Source organism: Aurantiacibacter hainanensis (assembly GCF_036321025.1).
Classification (GTDB): domain Bacteria; phylum Pseudomonadota; class Alphaproteobacteria; order Sphingomonadales; family Sphingomonadaceae; genus Alteraurantiacibacter; species Alteraurantiacibacter hainanensis.
In genome coordinates this window covers 1,354,217-1,376,849 of record NZ_JAZAPB010000001.1, presented here as the reverse complement: position 1 = coordinate 1,376,849, position 22,633 = coordinate 1,354,217, and the positions used below count along the sequence as shown (strand labels likewise).

The following is a 22,633-nucleotide window of genomic DNA, read 5'->3' as shown; positions in this document are numbered from 1 at the left end:
GGGAAGCAGCGACCCTTTGCCGTTTGGGAGTTCAAGCAAATATGGCTTTCGCCGATCCTGGTCAATTCGCAAATTGACCGGCACCCGTGGCTCGGCGGGAAATCAGAACGGCTTGACGATCACCAGCACCACGATCAGCGCGATGGCCACGCCGGGCACTTCATTCAGCAGGCGAAGCTGCTTGCCAGACAGCGACCGCTCGCCGCGCGCCAGCTTCTTCGCATAGGCGCTCATGTAGCCGTGATAGCCTGACAGGATCAGCACCAGCAGCAGCTTTGCGTGGAACCAGGGCTGGTTCCAGGTCTCCAGCACCACGGCCAGCGCAAGACCGAGCACCCACACGACGATGATCGACGGCAACAGGATGATCTTGAGAAGCTTTTTCTCGCGTTCCGCAAAGCGGGCCGCCTCGTCCGATTCCGCCGGCGCTTCCTGGTGATAGACGAACAGCCGGGGCAGCATGAACAGGCCCGCCATCCAGAATATCACGAAGATGATGTGGCCTGCCTTCAGCCATAGGTAGGTCATGGCAAGAACGTCCTGCATGCGGCGTATCTACGATGGGATTTCATTGTCGTCACCCCTCAACCGCGCACCAGTTTCAACAGATGTTCGACGTGCGCGATGGGGGTTTCCTTGTCGATGCCGTGACCCAGGTTGAACACGTGGGGCCGGCCCTCGAACGCGGACAGAATATGGCGGACAGATGCGTCCAGCGCATCGCCGCCGGCCAGCAGCAGCATGGGATCGAGATTGCCCTGCACCGGCATGGTGTCGGGAAGCTGGGCGTCGATCCACGCCGGGTCCTGCGTTTCATCGATCCCCAGCGCATCCACCCCCGTCTCTCGCGCATAGGCCGGAAGCTTCGCGCCTGCGCCCTTGGGAAACCCGATCACCGGGGTGCCGGGACGCGCTTCGTGGATTGCGGCGGCGATGCGCGCATTGGGAGCGATCACCCACTTCTCGAACTGTGAAGGCGAGAGCGATCCTGCCCAGCTGTCGAACAGTTGCACGGCCTCGGCCCCGGCGTCGATCTGGCCGATCAGGTACTCGATGCTCGCCGTCTCGATCGCCTCGATCAGCGAACCGAAGCCCTGCGGATCGTGATAGGCCAGGCTGCGTGCCGCGCCTTGGTCCTTCGACCCCTGTCCCGCCACCATGTAGGTCGCCACGGTCCAGGGAGAGCCTGCAAAGCCCAGCAACGTCGTCTGGGGGCCAAGACGGTCCTTCACCAGGGCCACGGTACGGTAGACGGCCTCGAAGCGCTGGAAGGCCCTCTCAAGCCCCTGCCAGGCCCCATCGACGAGGGCAGGGGCCAGCCGCGGTCCCTCGCCAGCCTCGAACCACAGGTCCTGCCCAAGGGCGTAGGGCACGATCAGGATGTCGGAGAAGAGGATCGCCCCGTCGAAGCCGAACCGGTCGATCGGCTGGATCGTCACCTCGGCCGCCGCTTCGCTGTCGTAGACCAGTTCCAGGAAGCCACCCTTCTGCGCCCTGAGCTCACGGTATTCGGGCAGGTATCGCCCGGCCTGGCGCATCAGCCAGACGGGCCGCCGGTCCGTGCGCTGGCCGGCAAGCGTATCGAGGAGACATCCGGGCATCGAAGGGTCCAATCAAACAATAAATATATATATTAAGAAGGATTCAGGACGATGTTGGCCCTGTGGATTGCGGGGATTGCGCGGCTTTGCCCGAATTCTCCCGAGATGAGAACCCATTTGGCAGCAGCGACTCACGACTCCGGGCTGTCAATCGACTCTTCTCCCCACAATCCCCAGCCTGTCCAAAACCCGGCTCGCCTGTTGACCACCCGTCTCGCGATTCCGGTTCCGATCGGGGGCTAACTTGCTACACAGCTTGTCCGCAGAAGGCTCCCGTGGTTTATGCGCAGGAGTATCCACATGGCCCGAATTCACCTTCATCTCCTGTCGGACTCCACTGGCGAAACGCTGGAAATGCTGGCGAAAGCAGCGCTGGCGCAGTTCGGCGATGCCGACGTGCAGCGCCATTTCTGGCCAATGGTCCGCTCCGTCCAGCACCTTGAGCGGATCGTGGACGATTTCAAGGCGAACCCCGGTCTCGTGCTCTATACGCTGAGCAACGAGGCCACGCGCAAGCGGCTGGAGGAACACTGCCGCCAGCTTGCCCTGCCGCACGTTTCCGCGCTGGACCCGGTGGTGGCCGCGCTGGAGGAACGACTGGGACAGGAAGCCCACGGGCGGCCCGGCGGCAAGAACAAGATGGACGAGGCCTATTTCGAACGGGTCGACGCTATCCAGTTCACCATCGCCCACGATGACGGCATCAGCTGGGATGACTGGGAAGAGGCGGACATGGTGCTGGCGGGCGTATCGCGCACGTCGAAGACGCCGACCAGCATCTACCTCGCCAATCGCGGCTTCAAGGTCGCCAACATCCCGCTGGTGGTGGAAAGCCCGCCGCCCAAACTGCTGTTCGAACTGCGCCGCCCCATGGTGGTGGGCCTGACCACAGCACCTGCGCGGCTGATCCAGATACGCCGCAACCGCCTGCTGTCGCTGAACGAGAAGACCGAGACTTCCTATGTGGACGAGGAAAAGGTGTCCAAGGAAGTGGCCTTCGCCCGCCGGATGTTCGCGGATAACGGCTGGCCGGTGATCGACGTCACGCGCCGCTCCATCGAAGAGACAGCGGCCGCCATCATCAAGCTCTACCAGGAACGGGAAGGACGCCGCGCCGAGCAGCGCGAGCGGCAGACCGGGCCCAAGCCGATATGATCGTGCTGGCGTCGAAATCGGCGTCGCGCAAGGCGATGCTGGAGGCGGCGGGCGTGACGTTCGAGGCGCAGGCCGCCGACCTCGACGAGCGCGCAGTGGAAGCGCGCATGGAGGACGCCGCGCCTGAGCGCGTGGCGCTGGCACTGGCCGAAGCGAAGGCGCTCGCGATTGCCGAACCGGCGCGGCCCGTCCTGGGCAGCGACTCGCTGGTGGTCGTCGATGGCCGCCGGTTCGACAAGCCTGCCGACCGCGCGCAAGCAGCCGAACACCTGCGCTTCTTTTCGGGCAAGACGATGCACCTCCACTCCGCCGCGGCGATTGCTCGCGGGGGAGAGGTGGTCTGGAGCCATGCCGATATGGCGCGGCTGGCGGTCCGCCAGCTGTCCGACGGTTTCATCGCCAGCTACCTCGATGCCGAATGGCCCGATGTGGGCCATTGCGTCGGCGTGTTTCGTATCGAGGCGCTGGGCGTGCAGCTGTTCGAAGCGATCGAGGGCGATCAGTTCACCGTGCTGGGCATGCCCCTGCTCCCGGTGCTGGGCGCCCTGCGCGACCTGGGGGAACTGCCGCGATGACACGCTATGCCGAAGTGATCGGCGATCCGATCGCCCAGTCCAAATCGCCCGCCATCCACACGCACTGGATCGACCGCGCGGGGATCGACGCGAAGTATGATCGTCAGCATGTCACGGTCGAGGGGCTGGCCGACTATCTGGCGCGCCGGTCCGCAGATCCCGACTGGGCGGGCTGCAACGTCACCATGCCGCACAAGCTGGCGGTGATGGCGCATTGCGACCGGCTGGACCCGCTCGCCAGCCGCATCGGCGCGGTAAATACGGTGGTGCGGGAGGACGACGGTTCGCTCACCGGGTACAATACCGATGCCGCGGGCTTTCTCGAGCCGCTGGGCAAGGATCTGGGCCGCGAGCACTATTTCCGCATGGCCCGCGTACTGGGCACCGGGGGCGCCGCGCGGGCGATCGTCGCGGGCCTGCTCGAGCACGGCATCACCGTGGTCCTGGGCGGGCGAAACCCCGAAAAGGCGCGCGCCCTTCTGGACGAGCTCGACCCCGCAGGTGAGCACCATGCCGCGCCACTGTCGCATTTCGCCGAGCCGACAGATTTCGCGTTCGACGACCGAGAGGGTTGCCTGGACCTTGTCGTCAATGCCAGCCCGCTGGGCATGGAAGGGCAGCCGCCGCTGCAATTCGACCTCAGTCATGTGCCCCCCGGCAGCATCGTTTACGATATCGTCACGGCTCCCGCCGACACTGATCTGCTCAAGGCGGCTCGCGAAAAGGGTTTCCGCACTATCGATGGCCTCTCGATGCTGATCGGCCAGGCCGCCGTGGCTTTCGAGAAGTTCTTCGGCGTACCCCCTCCCCGCGAGCCAGGCGACGCGGACCTGCGCAGGATACTGACTCAATGACGAATCGGCTCCCACACATCATCGGCCTCACCGGCTCCATCGCCATGGGCAAGAGCACTGTCGCGGCGATGTTCGAGGATGCAGGCGTGCCGGTGTTCGACGCCGATGCCGAGGTGAGGCGAATGCAGGGCCCGGGCGGAATCCTTCTGGCCGAAATCGAAGAAGCCTTTCCCGGAAGTACCGGGCCGGATGGCGTGTTGCGCGAAGAGCTGGGCGAAATCGTCTTCGGCGATGCCGACAAGCTGGCGCGGCTTGAGACCATCGTCCACCCCGCCGTGACGAGGGCCCGCGAGCGCTTCCTGAAAAAAAACGCGGACAAGCCGCTGGTGCTGTTCGACATCCCGCTGCTGTTCGAGAAGGGCGCTGCCGGCCTCGTCGATACCGTTGTCGTGGTGTCCGCTCCGGCCGAGGTGCAAAGGCAGCGGGTGCTGGCGCGCAAGGGCATGACCGAGCAGAAATTCACCCGTATCATGGAGCACCAGCTGCCCGACGCGGCGAAGCGCGAACGGGCTGACCACGTGATCGACACCGGAACGCCGATGGATGAAACGCGCGCGCAGGTGGAGGCTCTGGTGGACAAGCTGAAAGCCGACTTGCGCGACTGACCCAGTCCGCGCGATAGATTGTCCATGCGCGAGATCATCTTCGATACAGAGACCACGGGCCTCGACCCCAATACCGGCGATCGCATGGTGGAAATCGGCTGCATCGAGATGGTCAACCGCGTGGCGACCGGACGCACGTTCCACGAGTACTTCAATCCCGATCGCGACATGCCGCTCGAGGCCGAGAGGGTTCACGGACTGTCCGCCACTTTCCTTTCCGACAAGCCGCGGTTTGCCGAGAAGGTGCAGGCGCTGCTCGAATTCATCGGCGAGGATCCCCTGGTGGCGCATAATGCGCAGTTCGACTTCGGTTTCCTCAACTTCGAGCTGGGCCTGTGCGGCCAGGCGTGCATCGGCGATGACCGCATGGTCGATACGCTGGTGCTGGCGCGGCGGAGACACCCGGGGGCCAAGCACTCGCTCGACGCGCTGTGCTCCCGCTACGGAGTGGATCGCAGCCACCGCACGCTTCACGGCGCGCTTCTCGACGCGGAATTGCTGGCGCAGGTCTATGTCGAATTAACCGGCGGGAGGCAGATCGGTCTGCAGCTGGCGGTCGACAATAGCGGCCAGGGAAGCTCCACTCCGACGCGTTTCGTCCCGAAAACAGGCGATTACCGCGCACCCCGCCCCCATGCGGCCAGCGCGCAGGAATTGGCTCGGCACAAAGCCTTTCTGGAAACGTTGGATTCTCCGCTCTGGACCTCGTGAGGGTAACGTCCCACATGGGGTTGGAGCGAAGAATTATAAAAGGAGCTTAGCCCCATGGATATTCGCGTGTCGGGACATCAAGTCGACACAGGCACCGCCCTGCAGGAACATGCCTCTGACCGGCTGGAAACCATTGTCGACAAGCATTTCAGCCGCGCACTTTCGTCCACGGTCACGTTCGGCAAGGCGCCGGCCAGCGGATTTGCCGCCGACATCGTCCTTCACGTGAATCACGGTCTCATTCTCAAGAGCCACGGCCAGGCGCAGGACGCGCACCAGGCTTTCGACCAGGCCGCGGAAAAGATCGAGAAGCAGCTGCGCCGCTACAAGCGGCGGCTGAAGGACCGGCACGAGCAGGCTGCCCATGCCGCGAAGGAGGAAGAGGCCGCCTACACGATCTTCGCCTCCGAGGAGCCCGCCACCGAGGAAGAAGCGAGCGAGGAATCACCTCCCATCATCGCGGAGACGCGAATCGACGTGCCGGAAGTGAGCGTTTCGGACGCCGTGATGCTGCTCGATCTGCGCCACACCACGGCGCTGTTCTTCAAAAATGCTGGAACTGGGCGCCATAATATGGTGTATCGCCGCGAAGACGGATCGATCGGATGGGTCGAACCGTCATGATCGTCCACGGCCGCTGAGCTGTAACGGCGGTCCAAATCGGGGAAGGGGTGTTTGAACGGCTGGCGTGCCTTGCGGGCGCGCCAGGGGCCGGCAGCATTGGACGAGTTTTCAGGAACGATGAATTCGATTTTCGCGATGAAGCCCGAGTCAGCGTGCATTACGCAGGCCGATGGCAAGGACGATATCCTGCGCCGTCTGAGCGAGCTCTTTGCCGGAGCCTACGGGCTTGATGCCGCGCAGGTGCTGGAGCATCTGGAAGAGCGCGAGAAGCTGGGCAGCACCGGTTTCGGTAGGGGTGTCGCCATCCCGCACGCACGGATGCCAAAGCTGAAGCGCCCGGTGGCCGCGCTGATGAAGCTGAATCGCCCGGTGGAGTTCTCGGCTGCCGACGGACTGCCCGTGGATCTCGTGTTCGGTCTGCTCTCGCCCGCCAACAGCGGCGCCACGCACCTGCACGCCCTGGCCGCCATTTCGCGCCTGGTGCGGGAAGAGCGCGTCCACGATGCGCTGTGCGATGCGCCCGATGCGGAGGCGCTCTACAGCGTCCTGACCAATGCGACGGATCGTGACGCCGCCTGATTCGGCCCGATCTGCAGACGGTGCAGGCCAGGAGGCGCACTTTCGGGCCCTGGAAAGTCTCTACGCAGCTGCTCCCGTCAACTCGCTGTTCGAATCCCGGCTGGAGATCGTCGAGGCAGGGCACGCGCGTATCAGCTTCACCGCCAGCGAGCGCTATTTCCACGCCGCCGGGGCGACGCATGGCACCCTGTACTTCAAGATGCTGGACGATGCCGCGTTCTATGCCGCCAACTCGTTGGTTTCCGACCGTTTTCTTTTGACCACTGGGTTCAACCTGCACTTCACCAAGCCGCTGAAAAAGGGCCGCGTGACGGCGGAGGGGCGCTGGATCAGCGGCAAGCGCCGGGTCTTCATCGCAGAAGCGCACCTGATGGACGAGGAAGGCGACGAAATCGGCCGCGGCACGGGCACCTTCATGCGATCGCACATCGCGCTGTCCGGTCTCGATGGCTATCGCCTGCCGGCGCGATTGCCGTGATGGACGATCGTATTCCAGCACACCTCGAAGTCGGTGGCCTGATCCGCGCGGTGGAAGGCCAAGGCGGCTTCGGCATGGTTATCTCAAAGGGTGAACGAACGGCAGGAACCTTGCTGGTAGTGTGTTGCAATCGGGCCACTCCGGCCCGCGCCTACGAACGGATGCCGCAGCTAGACGGGCAGCGAAAATGGACGCTCACCAAGGTCCAAGACCCTGATAGTCCTGCCGATTTCAACGAGTATTGCCAGCGGCGTGGTGCCCAGGATGCCGATCTCTGGGTTATCGAGCTGGATATCGAAAATGCCGAACGGTTCATCGGAATCGAACCTGCCGATAGTTGACATAGAAACCATCGGGGCTATCTGCCCGGCGACTTTCCGACAGCGTGTGTTGATTGGCATCGCAATCCGGCGATGGTTTTCAGCGCGCAGACGGGGAGACGACCGGCAGGTCCGTTAGGGACGGAACGCGGGTGACAGACGGTTTAGCAATACCGCGTCCGCAGGCCTGTACGTGTCTCTCACCGCCGTGAGTTACGGGATCGATGAAATTTGTCAGCAAGCCAGTCGGGGCAATCGCCCTGGCGGTAACCTTGATTGCAACCAGTTTCGGCGCCGCAGGTAGCGGAGCCGTCGCCCAGGACCAGGCGGAGCAGGATATGCTCGAAACGGTCGAGATTCAGGCGCAGGACTCCCAGGCTGATGAGCAGCCGGCCGTTCGCTTCGTGATGAACGAAGTGGTGCAGGAGCTTCCTGAAGAGCCGGAACAGTCCGTCGCTTCGACGACGGACGCGGCATCCCTGTACGAACTCGTTCACAGCATCGATACGAGCGGCGAGATGTCGCGCGACATGATGTGCCTGGCCCAGGCCGTCTACTTCGAAGCCCGCGGCGAGCCTCTTGCCGGCCAGTTGGCCGTGGCGCGCGTGGTGATCAACCGTGCGGAGAGCAACACCTTCCCGGACGACTATTGCTCGGTCGTGACACAGCGTGCGCAGTTCTCCTTCGTGCGCGGTGGACGTATCCCCGCGCCGAACAAGGGTTCGGCCTCCTGGAAGAAGGCCAAGGCCATCGCCCGCATCGCGCACAGGGACATGTGGGAAAGCCCGGTCGGCGATGCGCTGTATTTCCATGCCACGCACATCCGTCCCCGCTGGGCGGGCCGCATGACGACCCGCGCAACCATCGAGAACCACATCTTCTATCGGTAATCGGTAGGTAGTCGCCTCCGTGAGGGGGGACTACCTACTTCAGTTCCACCCAGACCGGGGCGTGGTCGCTGGCCTTTTCGCGGCCGCGATGTTCCTTGTCGACGCCGGCGGCAACCAGCCTGTCGGCCGCTTCGGGTGACAGCAGGATGTGGTCGATGCGAAAGCCGTGGTCGCGCTGCCAGGCACCGGCCTGGTAGTCCCAGAAGGTCCACACGCCGCCGCGCGGGTTCAGCGTATCGATGGCGTCGGTCCAGCCATCGCCAAGCAGGCGGAAATAGGCGTCTCGCGATTCGGGCTGCATCAACGCGTCGTTGGCCATGGCCTTTACGGACCACACGTCCTTGTCTTCGGGAATGACGTTGAAATCGCCCAGAACGACCGTGGGGCGTTCCAGCAGTGCCAGTTCCGCCATGCGGGCGCGCAGGCGCTTCATCCATGCCAGCTTGTAATCGAACTTGGGCCCCGGCTGCGGATTGCCGTTGGGAAGGTAGAGATTGCAGATCCGTACCCCGTCCACCTCGGCTTCGAGGTAGCGCGCCTGATCGTCGGTATCGTCGCCCGGCAGGCCGCGCTGCATTTCCTTCGGCGCCTCTCCATCGACTAGGATGGCGACGCCGTTGAAGCTTTTCTGCCCGTGCCAGATCGCCTGATAGCCGATGTCCTCGAACTCGTCGGCCGGGAAATTCTCGTCCTGGCTCTTGATCTCCTGCAGGCAGGCGACCTTCGGGCGGGTTTCTTCCAGCCATTCCTTCAGGCGCGGCAGGCGCGCCTTTATGCCGTTGATGTTGAAACTGGCGATCTTCATCGCCGAGACCCTAGATGCCGAAGCTGGAACCGCAACCGCAACCTGCCGCCGCGTTGGGATTTTCCACGCGGAAGGCCGCTCCACCCAGCGATTCGACGTAATCGACGACGCTGCCGGTGACCAGATCCAGGCTGACGGGATCGACCACCAGCATCACGCCGCCGGTTTCGCTCACGACGTCATCGTCCTCCGCCGCCTCGTCCAGGTCGAACTTGTACTGGAAGCCGGAGCAACCGCCGCCTTCAACGGAAAGTCGCAGGATCGCGGGCTTGCCTTGCTTCTTCGCGATCAGGTCCACGCGCGATGCGGCGGCCGGCGTGAGTGTGAGCGAGCTGGTCATACCTCGCAATGTAGGGATGCGCGGCCTCGCTCTCAAGCGTGCGTGATGTAGTCGCGCATTTGCTCCGCCTCCTCCTCGATCCGCTCCATGCGATATTTCACGAGGTCGCCGATGGAAACGAAGCCCACCATCTTCTCGCCGTCCATCACCGGCAGGTGGCGGATGCGACGGCGCGTCATCAGCGAAAGGGCCTTCAGCGCATCGGTATCGAGGTCGATGGTGATGGCAGGAGAGGTCATCACTTCGCCCACCGGACGCGGCAGCACGGCGGCGCCATCGCGGGCAATGCAGTAGAGAAGGTCGCGCTCCGAAAAGATTCCCGCGATGCCCCCGCCGTCGAGCACCGGCAGGGCCCCGATGCGTTTGTCTGCCAGCAGCGACGCCGCGACCTGCACTGTGTCCTGCGGCGTGCACGAAACGATGGTGTGGTCGCGATTCGCGACGATCTTGGAAATGGACATTCGCACTCTCCTTGCCATGCCTTCTGCGGGCGCTCTTCACCGGAGCCTGCCGTGATTGTGCCACGAGAGACCGAGTCCCGGCAAATCCGGCCTTTGGACCCGTTGCCATCGGGCGCCATGATGGCCATGTGGGCTGGGATGGCCAGAAATTCCCCGCTCGACGATCCGAAGAACGCCGCTTTCGCCTGGGCGCGATATCGCCGCCTCATGCGATTGATGATGGGCATCACCCTTGCCACCGTGATCATCGCCATGGCCGTCATCTACCGGCAGGTGGACGACGTATCGCCGCACTTCTTCATTGCTACCGCGCTGGGCATCGGTTTCTCGATGCTGTTGATGAGCGCGTTGATGGGCCTGGTATTCCTGTCCAGCGGGACGGGGCACGACGACGCTGTCGAGCACAATCTCAACGATCTCGATCCCGGCAAGCCGCGAAAGGATCGGCGAACGATCGGCTGGAAGGACGAGGTCTGAACCTTCAGCCGCCGGGGTGGAGCCGATAGTCTTCCACCGGCGTGCCGCCCACAAGATGTTCCTGGATGATCCGTTCGAGCACGTCCGGCGTGCATGAGTGATACCACACGCCCTCGGGCCAGACGACGGCCACCGGCCCTGCCTCGCAGACCTGGAGACAATCGGCCTTGGTGCGCTGCACGCCGCCTTGTCCGGCCAGGCCAAGTTCCTTCAGGCGCTTCTTGAGGTATTTCCAGGATTGCTCGCCCGTCTCGCGGCGGCAGCATTTGCCTTTTTCGGACATGGCGCAGATGAAGATGTGCCGTTCCAGCGATTCGCCCCCGATCTTTGCAAGGGCGCGCTCTGCCTTGGCAACGGTCTTTGGCGAAGCGGTGTCGGTCAGCGCTTCTTCCCGGCGATACGGGCGATCTCGGCCTTGACCAGTCGCTCGACGATGTCGGGCAGGTTCGCATCCAGCCACTGCGCCAGCATCGGGCGCATCATCTCGCGCACCATGCCTTCCAGCGAGGTTTCGCCCGAGCGCACGATCTGCGGCCTGGCGGGCGGATCGGAAAGCATGGCGAGGGCCGCCAGCGACTGGCGCATGGCATCAGCGGCGCGATCTGTGGTCAGGCGCTCGTCCTCGTCCGGCGTCTCCGGCTCGTCGGCGTTGTCGGTGAGGCCATCCTCGACGTCCTCCTCGTGCAGGGCAGAGCCGACTACGCCCAGGTCGAGAACGTCTTCGGCCTCCTCTTCACCGGCAGGCTCGGGCATCTCGTGTCGCGCAACGAGGCCTTCGCGCCGGCGTGTTTCGCTGGCCTTTGCAGCCTCGTCCGCATCGCGGGCTATGACGCGCTTGATCGAGTCGAGGATTTCTTCGACCGACGGTTCGCCTTGCTGCCGCATTCAATCCCCCTGTGTGCTGACCGGTGTGTCGAGCGGTGGAGGAGCCGTGTCGGAATAGTCGATGATTTCGGTCTCGAATTCCTCGAGCGGCTCTTCGTCCTCAATTTCTCCGTCGGGCGCGGGAATGTCAACGGTGCGCGAGCTCGAGACGACCGGCTCGGGATCGCGTTGCCAGTCCCAGATGATGCCGCGCACGCGCTCGTAATTGTCGATGGGATCGTAAAGCACGCCTTCATCGCCAAGGCCCAGGTCGCGCGCCTCGGCCTTGCCCATAGCGGCCAGCAGCGAGAAGCCGGCGACGTAGGCGTTGCGCCGTGCCGTCACCAGCTGCACCTGCGCTCGCAGCAGTTCCTGCTGGGCGTCGAGAATGTCGAGCACGGTGCGATTGCCGACGGTGTTCTCCGCCCTCACCCCTTCCAGGCTGAGCGCCGCCGCGTCCACCGCAGCCTGGCTGGAGGCGATGATGGCATTGGCAGCCCGCCAGCTGGAATAGGCCGCACGAACCTGCGCGATCACGTCACGCTCGGTCGCGATCACCTGCTCAAGCGCGGCCTGCGCCTGCGCCGTGGCTTGCCGTTGCTGCGCGGCCACGCGGCCACCCTGGAACAGCGGCAGGGTCATGCGGATGCCGGCAGTCGCGCTGGTGGCCGTCTGGTCTGCCGTCGCGCCGGGTACCGCGCCCAGCGTCCCGAGGAAATTTTGGTAGCCGCCATTGGTGAAGGCGCTGAAGGTTGGTAGCCGCCCCGCACCGGCAACCTCTATATCGTAGCCCGAAGCCACGGCTCGCTCCTGCGCGGCGAGCAAATCGGGATTGTTCTCCAGAGCGACGTCCACGGCGACCTCGGGGCTTTCGGGGAGGCCTGGCAGCGGAGGAGGCGGCTCGAGGTTAGTTGGCGCTTCGCCAACGAGGGCGATGTAGTCTTCGCGCGCCGATACGAGATTGGCTTGGGCACTGCGCAGATCGCTCCGCGCCAACGCCAGCCGGCTTTCCGACTGGGCGACATCGGTGCGCGTCAGGTCACCGATCTCGAATCGGTCGCTGGTCGCCTCGAGGTTGATCGAAAGCACGTCTACGTTGTTTGCAGACAGGCTGACGAGCGCTTCATTGAGAATCACGTTCATGTAGGCCGCCACGACCTGCGTGAATACGAAGCTCTCGGTTCCGCGAAGATCGGCGCGGCCGGCTTCAACACGGTTTTCCGCAGCGCGAATGCCGTACTTCACCGCGCCACCCTGATAGAGCGGTACGGCCAGGTCGACACCAGCATTCAGCTGTCGCTGCGGCGCGATGAAGCTGGTGGAGTTCTGAACCAGGAATTCGTTGTAGGTAGTAGTGGAATTTACAGAGGGCAGGCCCTGCGAGCGCTGTATGGGCACGGACTCATCGAGTGCGCGCTGCTGCGCGCGAGCCGCTTCCAGCGAGGGATTGTCGTAATAGGCCTGCGTCAGCGCTTCCTTTAGCGTGTCGGCGTAGGCGGGAGAAGCGAGGCAGGTCGCGCCCGCCAGCGCGGCCGTCAGCCGGAGAGCGCGGCCCATGATCAGAAGCTCCAGCCCTTCGGCTTGTCGAATTCGTGCAACTGCGGAATGCCGACATCGTAGACCGGCATCAGCGACACGCCGCTCTCGGTCTTGCGGCCGACGGCGATGCGGGTCACGCCATTGCCGACCATGCCGGTGACGATACGCGCGCCATCGGCAAGACGCTTGCCGAGGCCGGCGGGGATCTCTTCCACGGCTCCGTCGATGACCAGCAGGTCCGCGCCCTTGCCCTTGGTGCCCTTGCCCACGGCTTCTTCCGGGCTGAGAATGGTGAGTTCGGCGACCAGCGGGCGAAACAGTTCGGCCAGGTAGCCGGAGCCTGCATCCACCACGATCGCCTTTTCGTCGCCGTCAGGATTGGCTTCTTCCAGCATTTTGCCATGCACGACGGGAGCGGGCAGCCACGCGCCGTTTTCCAGGCGGATGGCGCGATCGACGTAGGCGACGCCCTTGCTGGCGGCGGGCACGAAATCCTCGCGCGCCACCTGGCTCATGCGGCGGATCACGAAGGGAGCATTTACCCCGCTGGTGCGCAGCTGGCTGTCGATCATGGCGCGGCGGGCGCGGTTGCCGGTGTCGTTGGCGGGAAGGTCGGAAATCACAGCGTCGAACTCTCGTGTTTCATGGACGGGTGTTGCTTTAGGGATTGCTGCGCCGCCGGGCAATGGCCCGGTTGTCGCAATTCGTCACGTTGCGCCATCGGCTCTGCAAAGCGTTTTGACGACAAATGCTCGCTGCGACTATGGGCGACCCGACCAAGAGGAGTGCAGAATCGATGAGCGACATGATCACCATCCGGGAAGAGGACCTGATCGAGACGATCGCCGATGCCCTGCAGTATATCTCCTACTACCATCCGATGGATTACATCCAGGCGCTGGGAGAGGCCTACAAGGTGGAGCAGGGTCCGGCCGCGAAGGACGCCATCGCCCAGATCCTGACCAACAGCCGAATGTGCGCCGAGGGCCACCGCCCGATCTGCCAGGATACCGGGATCGTCAACGTGTTCCTGAAATGGGGCCAGAACTGCCGTCTCGCTTCGGACAAGTCGCTGCAGGAAGTCGTCGATGAAGGCGTGCGTCGCGCCTACAACCATCCCGACAACAAGCTGCGCGCCTCGATCCTAGCGGATCCCGCCTTCACCCGCCGCAACACGCGCGACAATACGCCCTGCGTCCTTTCGGTGGAGATGGTTCCGGGCGACACCGTGGGCGTGGACGTGGCCGCCAAGGGCGGCGGCAGCGAGAACAAGTCGAAGTTCAAGATGATGAACCCCAGCGACAACATCGTCGACTGGGTGCTGGAGCAGATTCCCTCGATGGGTGCCGGCTGGTGTCCGCCGGGCATGCTGGGCATCGGCATCGGCGGCACGGCGGAGCATTGCCTGAAGCTGGCCAAGCAGAGCCTGATGGACCCGATCGACATGGCCCAACTGAAGCATCGCGGCGCGCAGAACGATATCGAGCAGTTGCGCATCGACATCTTCGACGCCGTGAATGCGCAGGGCGTGGGTGCGCAGGGCCTGGGCGGGCTTTCCACCGTGCTCGACGTCAAGATCCTGGACTGGCCGTGCCATGCGGCAGGCAAGCCCGTGGGCATGATTCCGAACTGCGCCGCCACCAGGCACGCGCACGTCACCCTGGACGGCAGCGGCCCCGCCTACCTGCCGCAGCCCGATCTCGACGCCTGGCCCGATGTGCAGTGGGAACCCGATGCCGAGGCAAAGCGGGTCGATCTCGACAACCTGACGCCGGAGGAAGTGGCGAGCTGGGAGATCGGCGACCGGCTGCTGCTCAACGGCAAGATGCTGACCGGCCGCGATGCGGCGCACAAGCGCATTCAGCAGATGCTGGAGAACGGCGAGGAGCTTCCGGTCGATTTCCGGGGCCGCGCGATCTACTACGTCGGCCCGGTCGATCCGGTGATGGGCGAAGTCGTCGGCCCTGCCGGCCCGACGACGGCCACCCGCATGGACAAGTTCACCGAGATGATGCTCGATCAGGGCCTGCTGGCGATGATCGGCAAGGCCGAACGGGGTCAGGACGCGGTAAAGGTGATCAGCCGCTTCAAGGTCGCCTACCTGATGGCAACGGGCGGCGCGGCCTATCTCGTGGCGCGGGCGATCAAGGAATCCAGGGTCGTCGGGTTCGAGGACCTGGGCATGGAAGCGATCTACGAATTCATGGTGAAGGACATGCCGGTGACGGTCGCGGTCGATTCGCAGGGCAACAACGTCCACACCCTCGCCCCGCTTCACTGGCGCGAAAAGATCCGCGAGGAAGGGTTTCTGGGCGCGAAATAGCGCCCGAAGCGCCTCCATGTTCGACCAATGACACACCGGTTTCGATGGAAACCTCTGCGCGGACTGGTTGCCTTAATCGCGCTGCGCTAGACCGGCGGGATGAATTTCGCGGAAAAGTCCGAAGCGCACACGTCGCGCGTACCGTTTGCCACGGTGCTCATTTCGGTCGTCGGTCTCTGGGCCACCTATTTCGTGCTGGTGACGACCCGTGCCGAACTGCTCGAAATGCCTCTGGCGAACGAGCTGATCGGCCTTCGCCTGCTGTCCGTGGCGGTAGGCATCCTCATCACGCTGGGGCTCTGGGTGGTCCTGCGCACCTTCGATGGCAGACCTCTGTGGATGAAGATCTGCGCCGCGCTGCTGTTCGCCCTGCCCGCCGCCCTGCTCAGCGCCCAGGCCAACCGGGTGATCTTTGCCGATGCGCAGGCCGCGCTCGATGAAAAGGTGCTGCAGGAATTCGTCCAGGCCCGCGGCTTCACGTCGGAATCCGACGATTCCAACTCGCAGCTTTTCGAAGGGCTGTCCGAACTCGTCACCGTCAGCACGCGCACGCAGCTGATCGAGATCACCTACAGCCGCTATTTCATGCTGCTGGCCTGGTGCGCGCTCTACCTGGCTCTGCTCACGGGCGAGAAGGCGCGCGATGCCGAGCGGCGCGAGCAGCAGTTCCGCAACGCCGCGAAGGCATCCGAACTGCGGTCGCTGCGCTACCAGGTGAACCCGCACTTCCTGTTCAATACGCTGAACTCGCTGTCGGCCCTGGTGCTGACCAACAAGACCGAGGCGGCGGAACGGATGATCCAGACGATCAGCACCTTCTATCGCCGCAGCCTTGCCGACGATCCGACGTCCGATGTGCCCCTGCGCGAGGAAATCCACCTGCAGAAACTGTACCTGGACATCGAATCGGTGCGTTTCCCGCTGCGACTGCGAACCGCCTACGACATTCCCGACGACCTGGAGAATGCCCTGATCCCGGGCATGATCCTGCAGCCGCTGATCGAGAATTCCGTGAAGCACGCGGTCGCGCCCTCTTCGGGTCAGGTCACGATCACGCTATCGGCCCGCGAGGAATACGATCGGCTGGTCGTCACCGTGTCCGACAATGGCCAGGGCGCCGGGGATCGCGATGATACCCGCCCCGGCTTCGGCATCGGCCTGACGAATGTGCGGGAGCGGCTGGAGGCGCGTTTCGGCAACGAGGCGATCGTGGTTTCCGGCCAGGTACCGGGCGGTTATGCGACGCACCTTCGAATGCCGCTGAAGCGGATCAAGGATAGGGTTGCAGCCTGACCGGATCGATTGGGTTAGCGTGAGGGGGACGAACGACACCATGAACGACAACGAGAATGCCAGCCTGCGAACGCTGATCGTCGACGACGAGCCGCTGGCGATCGAGCGCATGCAGGTGCTGTGCGCCGAGATTCCCAAACTGCGCGTGATCGGCACCGCAAGTGACGGCGAATCCGCGCTGCGCCTGTCGGAAAAGCTCAACCCCGATCTGCTGCTGCTCGACATGACCATGCCGGGCAAGGACGGCCTGCAGGTGGCCCGCGAGGCGAGCAAGCTCGCGACGCCCCCGGCTGTCATCTTCGTGACCGCGCACGAGAATTTCGCAGTGGAGGCCTTCGACCTCGAAGCGATCGACTACGTGCTCAAGCCCGTCGCCACCGAGCGCCTGGAGCGCGCGATCGACCGGGCGCTGACCCGCAAGGCACGCGGTTCCGGGTCGGCGGAGGAGGATGGCCACTGGCTCAGCGAATTCTGGGTTCCGCACCGTTCCGAACTGCTGCGCATCGACGCGGCCGAGGTCTTCCGCATCGATGCCGAGCGGGATTACGTGCGCCTGCACGTGGGCGAGACGAGCTACCTGCTCCTGCAGACCATTGCCGGACTGGAAGAGAAGCTGGACCCCGAGAAGTTCATCCGCATCCATCGCAGCACCATCCTGCGCCGCGATTTCATCGTCGGTCTCAAGCACGAAGGGCTGGGTGTCTGGTGCGCCGAACTGGCCGATGGCGAGGAACTGCGTATCGGCCGCACCTACCTCAAGAAGGTGAAGGCGATGGCCGGGCGCTAGGCTGACGCCGGCCCGTTACCTGCAGACGCGAAAAAGGGCGCCTCCCGGGATGAGGAAGGCGCCCTTCCAGCGGGGCCGGCATGAGGTCAGCCTCCGCGCTGGGCATCCTCGACGATACGGGCGAGGTGACGATCCAGCTGGCGCTTGGCCTGGCGATAGCAGTCACGCTGCTCGCTGGTGCGAATCCGGGTACCAACCTGCGATTCGCCGAAACCGCAGGCATCCTTGGCTGCGCGGTCGATGCGGCGGTCGAGCTCTTCCTTGCCTTCCGCCGTCGTCAGATCGAGATCGTCGTAGGCGACGCCGACGGTGTGTTCGCCATCTTCGGCGGCGTTTGCGGCCGGCGTCATGGCGAGGCTGGCGCCAGCGAGGGCGAGGGCTGCGGTGAACGATCGGGTCAACATCTCGGTGTCCTCCTCCTGATGTCCCGAATATTTTCTCTGGGGGGTCGCACCGCAGCCGGTGGGACTGGAACGGCTGCGGTGCGATTAGGTATGTAGGCCGGTTCGATCGGCCACGCCGCAACCCGTCGACATGCGCGCTAGACGTATCGACCAGCAGGCCTCGCCGCCGACCAAGAGCACACGGGGCTCCACCAACCGCAGATTGCCTAAGGCGCATGGTTCGTGCAGAGCCATGGTCATGGCCCTGATCGTCACCTTCCTGCTGGGCATGGGCAATTTCGCCTGCCACCGCGCGGTGATCCATAGCGGAAACCGCATGATCACCGACATGCCGACGCGCACCTTGCAGGCGGCACGCATCTCCAGCCTGCTGTTCGAATTCGGCTTGCTGTGCGGCGCCTTCTACGCCGCGCGCGCAGGGGAACTGCACTGGATCTGGCTCTACGCAGCCTATTTCGCGATCAATGCGGCGGCGGCCTGGGCCGTGGTCACGCGGCGTATCTGACGGGAACTGCCGGGAGTTCCGGCGATTTCAAAAGCATGATGGAGGACAGGCCAGTCTGGCTGGTGCACAACGATTCGAGTGGCTCCAACGACCGCGAGGCGCTGGAAGCGATCGAATCCGGCTGCGCCGATTGCGGCTTCAGGGTCGCGCACCGCAGCAGTTTTCCCACCGACGATCTGCCTACCCCCGCCATGCTGGATGCGGCCGGTATCGAGATCGTGACGGTTTTCGCCGGAGACGGCACCGTGAACACCGCGCTCGATGCGCTGGCGGGCTGGAGCGGATCCGTACTGGTGTTGCCGGGCGGCACGATGAACCTGCTCTACCATCGCCTTTTCGACGATCGGGACATGCATGACGTTCTGCGCGCAGCCGGCGAGGGCCGGCTGGTCGCCAGGCGGCCGGGCATCATCACCAGTCCGCTGGGCAATGCCTATGCCGGGCTGCTGGCCGGACCGGGCACCAGCTGGAACGAGGTGCGCGAAGCCATGCGCAAGCAGGATATCCTGGAAATGGCCAGCGAGGCGCAGGAGGCCTTCGTTCGCACGTTGCGCGATGAGCCGCTGCGGTGCCTCAGGCCGCCGCTCGGGCGGGAAGAGGGCTATCCCCTGCTGCTGCTTGAGCCCAAGGACGCGGCGATCGATCTCTATGCCTACCACGCGGAGACGACCGCGGAGTTCGCCAGCCAGCTGCTGGCGCTGGCAAAGCACGATTTTCGCGAGGGTCCGCACGATCACATCGGGAGCGAGCAACAGGTGACGCTGGCGAGCGTGCACGGTGCAGGTTTCGGGGTCCTGCTCGACGGCGAACCCGCGATTGCCACGCACCCGACCCAGTTCACCCTGTCGACATGTGAAGTGGACCTGCTAGCGATGCCAGCCGATGACTGATCGCAAGCTGCTGTTCCACCTCTCCGACATCCATTTCGGCCTGGAAGACAATCGCGCGCTCGACTGGGTGATGCAGGAAATCGCCGAAAAGCGGCCCGATGCCGTGGCCATCACCGGCGACCTGACGATGCGGGCACGCAGCCGCGAGTTCGAGGCGGCCTGCAGCTGGATAAAGGCGCTGGACGTGCCGGTGACGGTGGAGGTCGGCAACCACGACCTGCCCTATTTCAATCCCATCGAGCGGTTCTTCGATCCCTACAAGCGCATTCGCGGCATATCCGACAAGGTGGAACGGGAGATCGACCTGCCCGGCCTTGCCATCGTGCCGCTGAAGACCGTGCGCCGCTGGCAACCGCGCCTCAACTGGTCGAAAGGCTGGGTCACCGATGCCGCGCTGGGCCGCTGCCTGAAGGCCCTCGACGCCCTGCCGGACGGCGTGCAGGCGCTGGTCACGGTCCATCACCCGCTGCGGGAGGTGGGAACGCAGGGGACGGCGCTGACCAAGCACGGGCAGAAGGCGCTGAACGAACTGGCGCAGCGCCCGGTGCTGGCGGTGCTTTCGGGCCACGTCCACGATGCCTTCGACATCATGGAGGAAACCGTCCACGGCTCGGTGCGCATGATCGGCGCGGGCACGCTGTCGCAGCGCGTGCGATCCACCCCGCCCAGCTTCAATGAACTGACCTGGGATGGCGAGCGGCTGAAGGTCTGCGTGCGCAACCTCGCCGATATCGAGACGTCTGACATGATGATCGAGGATGTCCCCGAGGATGCGAAGCCACCGCGCGAGCCGGGCGAGCCCGTTGCCCCGGTCGGCCAGGTGCCGCGCACGGATCCGCCCGTTCGCTGAGGCTCTTCGACGCACGAGCGTGAAACGGGAGTTGGCAGCATCGCCAGTGCTTCTTCGGATGAAGCTGTGGGGATTTGCCGAGACGAATAGGGGCAGAACCGCGCATCCTGCCGCCTTTTCGCGGCGTTTGGTCGCAGGCGATGGACCGATTTCGCCGACTCAGGCGTAAAGTCCCGATATGGCGACAAAAGTCCTCATCGTCGAAGACGACCTGCTGAACCGCATGTTCTACGAGGCCGTCTTCCAGCAGCGCGGCTACGAGATGATGCTCGTGGACGATGGCGCGCGCGTGATGGACGCCGTCGAGGCGTTCGAGCCCGATATCATCACCATGGATATCCATTTGCCCAACGTCTCGGGCCGCAAGCTTATCCGTCAGATCAAGCGCGATCCGGCCAAGAAGCACATCCCGATCCTGGCGATCACCGCCTATGCCGGGCGGCGAGACGAAGAGGAAATCCGCAAGGCAGGCGCGCAGGCCTACCTGGCGAAACCGCTCTCCATCGAAAGCCTGACGCGCGAAGTGGACGCCCTGCTGGAAACGGCACCCACCTAGTTTCGCGTGGGGAATATCCGCTGCGCATTGTCGTGGAAGATCGCCCTTTTCTCTGAATCGCTGAGGAAATCCATCGCCCGGTAGCGAGCGATGATCTCGGCTTCCGGCCAGCCATCCGTTCCGAACAGCAGGCGATCGAGCAGACCCTCCTCTTGCATGCGGCGGACGACCGCGGCGTGCTGCTCGGCGCTGACGAACGGCACAGACTGGAACGCGGTCATGTCGACCATGACATTGGGATAGTCGTGAAGCAGGGCGAAGCTCTCCTCCACGTAGCCGATGTTGTCGAACATCGGCATCGGCGGAAATCCGAAGTGCTGCAGCACGATGCGAAGATCGGGATGGCGCTCCAGGATGGGGCGCAGAAGGTCGGGATGGCCCATGTCGCTATCGAAGTTCGGACAGCAGCCCCTCGCCCGCATGCCTCCGTCGGGAGGCGGCCCGCGGTTGACGTGGACCATGACGGGCAGATCGAATTCGGCGGCGAAGTCCCAGTAGGGCATCATTTCCGGATCGGCGGGATGCGTGCCCGCATAGACGAAGCCGAGTTCGCCAAGATGGGTCAGGCGGCCTGCTTCGGCCTCGTCGCGCAGCCACTCGAGGTCGGGATAGGCCGCACCGTCCCACTGGCACGCGAACCACTCGCCGGAACCATCGCGCCAGCAAGGAAAGGATACGCCCTTGAGAAAGCGGTCTTCGTAACCGCGTCCCCATTCCTCGTAGGTTTCGCGCGTTGCAAAATGAATTGCCGAGATTCCGATGCCGTGGGCATCCATGCGCTCCGTCGTCTGCGCGGCGGTGTCGCCGGGCATGCCCTGTTCGAAGGCGTGGCGGTGGGCATCGATGATGCCGTTGGTTGAAGCAACCGGTTCCGGAACCGTGGAACAGCCCGCAAGGGCCAGGGTGGCAAGGCACAGAAGTCGCATCGAATCGCTCCCCTCCGTGAAGAATTCGGGGAACTTGCGCCATTTGCTGCGCCAGCGCAAAAAGGGCGACCCTTCGTGGGGGCCGCCCTTCGCATTTTCCTCCGTCGAGGAAACTCGTGTCTGAAACCTAGCGCTTCGAGAACTGGAAGCTGCGACGTGCCTTGGCACGGCCGTACTTCTTGCGTTCCACCACGCGGCTGTCGCGGGTGAGGAAGCCTGCGGTCTTGATCGTCGAGCGCAGTGCCGGCTCGAACTTGCTCAGCGCCTGGCTGATGCCGTGCTTCACCGCACCGGCCTGGCCGGAAAGGCCGCCGCCGGTAACGGTCGCGACGACATCGTACTGGCCTTCGCGGTCGGAGATCGTGAAGGGCTGGTTGATCACCAGACGCAGCGTCGGACGTGCGAAGTAGACTTCCTGGTCCTTGCCGTTGACGGTGACCTTGCCGGAGCCGGGCTTGATCCACACGCGGGCGGTGGCGTCCTTGCGGCGGCCGGTGGCGTAGGCGCGGCCCTGGGCGTCCAGTTCCTGCTCACGCAGCGGCGCGGCGGGAGCGGCGGTTTCACCTTCGCCGGCAGCAGCGTCGGCCGCGGGCGCATCGCCCACGACGTCCTTCAGTTCGGACAGGTCGCTGGCGGTGTTCTTCTCTTCGGTAGCCATTATGCGGACACCTTGTTCTTGCGGTTCATCGAGGCAACGTCGAGCACTTCGGGCTTCTGGCCGTCATGCGGATGCTCGGTGCCGTTGTAGAGGTGCAACGCCTTCATCTGCGCGCGGCCCAGCGGACCGGTGGGAATCATGCGTTCCACGGCCTTTTCCAGGACTCGCTCGGGAAAGCGGCCGGCCAACACCTTGTCGGCGGTCACTTCCTTGAGGCCACCGGGATAGCCGGTGTGCTTGTAATAGGGCTTCTTGGCGGCCTTGTTGCCGGTGAACTTCACCTTGTCGGCGTTGATGACCACAACGTGGTCTCCGCAATCGACGTGCGGCGTGAAGCTGGGCTTGTGCTTGCCGCGCAGGAGCTTGGCGATGATCGTCGCAAGGCGACCGACCACGAGCCCTTCGGCGTCGATCAGGTGCCACTTCTTTTCGACCTCGGCCGGCTTGATCGACCGGGTGGTCTTGGTCAGAGCCTTCATGGCTAATGTTCCTCAAAAAATTCAGTGCGAATGGATCGCTGCTGTTCGAATCACCGGGACATGCCCCGCGTTCGGATCAGCGAA

31 protein-coding genes are annotated in these 22,633 nt (G+C 64.2%); 18 read left to right on the top strand and 13 right to left on the bottom strand.

Annotation, left to right across the window (positions count from 1 at the left end; genetic code table 11):
* Window positions 1-102: 102 nt before the first annotated feature.
* Together AAA989_RS06940 and hemE are read right to left on the bottom strand one after the other, a co-directional pair.
* Window positions 103-546: a CopD family protein gene (locus AAA989_RS06940; protein WP_338242042.1), complete on the bottom strand. Its 444-nt coding sequence runs from the start codon at window positions 544-546 to the stop codon at window positions 103-105.
* A gap of 38 nt (window positions 547-584) precedes the next feature.
* A complete protein-coding gene (hemE, locus tag AAA989_RS06935; protein WP_338242041.1) occupies window positions 585-1,601 on the bottom strand; it encodes a uroporphyrinogen decarboxylase in 1,017 nt (338 codons plus the stop codon).
* Window positions 1,602-1,901: 300 nt separating this feature from the next.
* Here hemE and AAA989_RS06930 point away from each other — a divergent pair, with 300 nt between their 5' ends.
* The 10 genes from AAA989_RS06930 to AAA989_RS06885 all read left to right on the top strand — a co-directional run bounded on the left by AAA989_RS06930 (window position 1,902) and on the right by AAA989_RS06885 (window position 8,392).
* The gene (locus tag AAA989_RS06930) at window positions 1,902-2,756 is read left to right on the top strand and encodes a pyruvate, water dikinase regulatory protein (RefSeq protein WP_338242040.1); all 855 of its coding nucleotides are present in this window, start codon (window positions 1,902-1,904) and stop codon (window positions 2,754-2,756) included.
* A complete protein-coding gene (locus tag AAA989_RS06925) occupies window positions 2,753-3,331 on the top strand; it encodes a Maf family protein (RefSeq protein WP_338242039.1) in 579 nt (192 codons plus the stop codon). The genes AAA989_RS06930 and AAA989_RS06925 overlap by 4 nt, the downstream gene beginning before the upstream one ends.
* The gene (gene aroE / locus AAA989_RS06920) at window positions 3,328-4,185 is read left to right on the top strand and encodes a shikimate dehydrogenase (RefSeq protein WP_338242038.1); all 858 of its coding nucleotides are present in this window, start codon (window positions 3,328-3,330) and stop codon (window positions 4,183-4,185) included. The genes AAA989_RS06925 and aroE overlap by 4 nt, the downstream gene beginning before the upstream one ends.
* On the top strand, window positions 4,182-4,790 hold the full coding sequence (coaE, locus tag AAA989_RS06915) for a dephospho-CoA kinase (RefSeq protein WP_338242037.1): 609 nt from the start codon (window positions 4,182-4,184) through the stop codon (window positions 4,788-4,790). Before aroE ends, coaE begins: the two co-directional genes overlap by 4 nt.
* A gap of 24 nt (window positions 4,791-4,814) precedes the next feature.
* Window positions 4,815-5,501, top strand: coding sequence for a DNA polymerase III subunit epsilon (dnaQ, locus tag AAA989_RS06910; protein WP_338242036.1), 687 nt, complete (start codon window positions 4,815-4,817; stop codon window positions 5,499-5,501).
* Window positions 5,502-5,555: 54 nt separating this feature from the next.
* The gene (gene hpf, locus AAA989_RS06905; protein ID WP_338242035.1) at window positions 5,556-6,125 is read left to right on the top strand and encodes a ribosome hibernation-promoting factor, HPF/YfiA family; all 570 of its coding nucleotides are present in this window, start codon (window positions 5,556-5,558) and stop codon (window positions 6,123-6,125) included.
* Window positions 6,126-6,242: 117 nt separating this feature from the next.
* Window positions 6,243-6,704: a PTS sugar transporter subunit IIA gene (locus tag AAA989_RS06900; RefSeq protein ID WP_338242034.1), complete on the top strand. Its 462-nt coding sequence runs from the start codon at window positions 6,243-6,245 to the stop codon at window positions 6,702-6,704.
* Window positions 6,679-7,182: a PaaI family thioesterase gene (locus tag AAA989_RS06895; protein WP_338242033.1), complete on the top strand. Its 504-nt coding sequence runs from the start codon at window positions 6,679-6,681 to the stop codon at window positions 7,180-7,182. The genes AAA989_RS06900 and AAA989_RS06895 overlap by 26 nt, the downstream gene beginning before the upstream one ends.
* Window positions 7,182-7,523, top strand: a complete 342-nt coding sequence (locus AAA989_RS06890; protein WP_338242032.1) for a DUF1491 family protein — start codon at window positions 7,182-7,184, stop codon at window positions 7,521-7,523. Before AAA989_RS06895 ends, AAA989_RS06890 begins: the two co-directional genes overlap by 1 nt.
* Window positions 7,524-7,726: 203 nt before the next feature.
* The gene (locus AAA989_RS06885) at window positions 7,727-8,392 is read left to right on the top strand and encodes a cell wall hydrolase (protein WP_338242031.1); all 666 of its coding nucleotides are present in this window, start codon (window positions 7,727-7,729) and stop codon (window positions 8,390-8,392) included.
* Between the two features lie 34 nt (window positions 8,393-8,426).
* Here AAA989_RS06885 and xth read toward each other — a convergent pair whose 3' ends face one another.
* From xth to AAA989_RS06870, 3 genes are read right to left on the bottom strand one after another with little or no spacing between them, the layout of a single operon-like run.
* Complete coding sequence (gene xth, locus AAA989_RS06880) at window positions 8,427-9,197, bottom strand: exodeoxyribonuclease III (protein ID WP_338242030.1); 771 nt, start codon at window positions 9,195-9,197, stop codon at window positions 8,427-8,429.
* Window positions 9,198-9,207: 10 nt separating this feature from the next.
* Window positions 9,208-9,537, bottom strand: a complete 330-nt coding sequence (erpA, locus tag AAA989_RS06875) for an iron-sulfur cluster insertion protein ErpA (RefSeq protein ID WP_338242029.1) — start codon at window positions 9,535-9,537, stop codon at window positions 9,208-9,210.
* A 32-nt stretch (window positions 9,538-9,569) separates the two neighbouring features.
* Complete coding sequence (locus AAA989_RS06870) at window positions 9,570-9,998, bottom strand: CBS domain-containing protein (RefSeq protein ID WP_338242027.1); 429 nt, start codon at window positions 9,996-9,998, stop codon at window positions 9,570-9,572.
* 138 nt (window positions 9,999-10,136) lie between these two features.
* On the opposite strand from AAA989_RS06870, the gene AAA989_RS06865 reads away from it, so the two are divergent.
* Window positions 10,137-10,475, top strand: a complete 339-nt coding sequence (locus AAA989_RS06865) for a hypothetical protein (RefSeq protein ID WP_338242026.1) — start codon at window positions 10,137-10,139, stop codon at window positions 10,473-10,475.
* A gap of 4 nt (window positions 10,476-10,479) precedes the next feature.
* Here AAA989_RS06865 and AAA989_RS06860 read toward each other — a convergent pair whose 3' ends face one another.
* Genes AAA989_RS06860 through AAA989_RS06845 form a run of 4 tightly spaced genes read right to left on the bottom strand, consistent with a single transcriptional unit; the run spans window position 10,480 to window position 13,501 of the window.
* A complete protein-coding gene (locus tag AAA989_RS06860) occupies window positions 10,480-10,857 on the bottom strand; it encodes a (2Fe-2S) ferredoxin domain-containing protein (RefSeq protein ID WP_338242198.1) in 378 nt (125 codons plus the stop codon).
* Entirely contained in the window at window positions 10,854-11,360 is a 507-nt protein-coding gene (locus AAA989_RS06855) for a DUF2497 domain-containing protein (RefSeq protein ID WP_338242025.1), read from the bottom strand. The genes AAA989_RS06860 and AAA989_RS06855 overlap by 4 nt, the downstream gene beginning before the upstream one ends.
* On the bottom strand, window positions 11,361-12,896 hold the full coding sequence (locus tag AAA989_RS06850; protein WP_338242024.1) for a TolC family outer membrane protein: 1,536 nt from the start codon (window positions 12,894-12,896) through the stop codon (window positions 11,361-11,363).
* Between the two features lie 2 nt (window positions 12,897-12,898).
* Window positions 12,899-13,501, bottom strand: a complete 603-nt coding sequence (locus AAA989_RS06845; protein WP_338242023.1) for a protein-L-isoaspartate O-methyltransferase family protein — start codon at window positions 13,499-13,501, stop codon at window positions 12,899-12,901.
* 173 nt (window positions 13,502-13,674) lie between these two features.
* Between AAA989_RS06845 and AAA989_RS06840 the strand changes: the two genes are divergently transcribed.
* From AAA989_RS06840 to AAA989_RS06830, 3 genes are all read left to right on the top strand, one after another.
* Window positions 13,675-15,201, top strand: a complete 1,527-nt coding sequence (locus AAA989_RS06840) for a fumarate hydratase (protein ID WP_338242022.1) — start codon at window positions 13,675-13,677, stop codon at window positions 15,199-15,201.
* Between the two features lie 99 nt (window positions 15,202-15,300).
* Entirely contained in the window at window positions 15,301-16,494 is a 1,194-nt protein-coding gene (locus AAA989_RS06835) for a sensor histidine kinase (protein ID WP_338242020.1), read from the top strand.
* Between the two features lie 40 nt (window positions 16,495-16,534).
* Window positions 16,535-17,281, top strand: a complete 747-nt coding sequence (locus tag AAA989_RS06830) for a LytR/AlgR family response regulator transcription factor (protein WP_338242196.1) — start codon at window positions 16,535-16,537, stop codon at window positions 17,279-17,281.
* Window positions 17,282-17,367: 86 nt separating this feature from the next.
* On the opposite strand, the gene AAA989_RS06825 is transcribed toward AAA989_RS06830, so the two are convergent.
* Window positions 17,368-17,685 carry a UrcA family protein gene (locus AAA989_RS06825; RefSeq protein ID WP_338242019.1) on the bottom strand — a complete coding sequence of 106 codons (318 nt, stop codon included), beginning with the start codon at window positions 17,683-17,685 and terminating at the stop codon, window positions 17,368-17,370.
* A gap of 238 nt (window positions 17,686-17,923) precedes the next feature.
* Here AAA989_RS06825 and AAA989_RS06820 point away from each other — a divergent pair, with 238 nt between their 5' ends.
* From AAA989_RS06820 to AAA989_RS06805, 4 genes are all read left to right on the top strand, one after another.
* Window positions 17,924-18,190: a hypothetical protein gene (locus tag AAA989_RS06820; protein WP_338242018.1), complete on the top strand. Its 267-nt coding sequence runs from the start codon at window positions 17,924-17,926 to the stop codon at window positions 18,188-18,190.
* Between the two features lie 62 nt (window positions 18,191-18,252).
* Window positions 18,253-19,080, top strand: a complete 828-nt coding sequence (locus tag AAA989_RS06815) for a diacylglycerol kinase family protein (protein WP_338242017.1) — start codon at window positions 18,253-18,255, stop codon at window positions 19,078-19,080.
* Window positions 19,073-19,930, top strand: coding sequence for a metallophosphoesterase family protein (locus tag AAA989_RS06810; protein ID WP_338242016.1), 858 nt, complete (start codon window positions 19,073-19,075; stop codon window positions 19,928-19,930). The genes AAA989_RS06815 and AAA989_RS06810 overlap by 8 nt, the downstream gene beginning before the upstream one ends.
* 178 nt (window positions 19,931-20,108) lie before the next feature.
* The gene (locus tag AAA989_RS06805) at window positions 20,109-20,486 is read left to right on the top strand and encodes a response regulator (RefSeq protein WP_338242015.1); all 378 of its coding nucleotides are present in this window, start codon (window positions 20,109-20,111) and stop codon (window positions 20,484-20,486) included.
* Here AAA989_RS06805 and AAA989_RS06800 read toward each other — a convergent pair.
* The 3 genes from AAA989_RS06800 to rplM all read right to left on the bottom strand — a co-directional run bounded on the left by AAA989_RS06800 (window position 20,483) and on the right by rplM (window position 22,549).
* On the bottom strand, window positions 20,483-21,412 hold the full coding sequence (locus AAA989_RS06800; RefSeq protein ID WP_338242014.1) for an amidohydrolase family protein: 930 nt from the start codon (window positions 21,410-21,412) through the stop codon (window positions 20,483-20,485). The genes AAA989_RS06805 and AAA989_RS06800 overlap by 4 nt on opposite strands.
* 127 nt (window positions 21,413-21,539) lie before the next feature.
* Window positions 21,540-22,070: a 30S ribosomal protein S9 gene (gene rpsI, locus AAA989_RS06795; protein WP_338242013.1), complete on the bottom strand. Its 531-nt coding sequence runs from the start codon at window positions 22,068-22,070 to the stop codon at window positions 21,540-21,542.
* The gene (gene rplM / locus AAA989_RS06790) at window positions 22,070-22,549 is read right to left on the bottom strand and encodes a 50S ribosomal protein L13 (protein WP_338242011.1); all 480 of its coding nucleotides are present in this window, start codon (window positions 22,547-22,549) and stop codon (window positions 22,070-22,072) included. Before rplM ends, rpsI begins: the two co-directional genes overlap by 1 nt.
* Window positions 22,550-22,633: the final 84 nt, after the last annotated feature.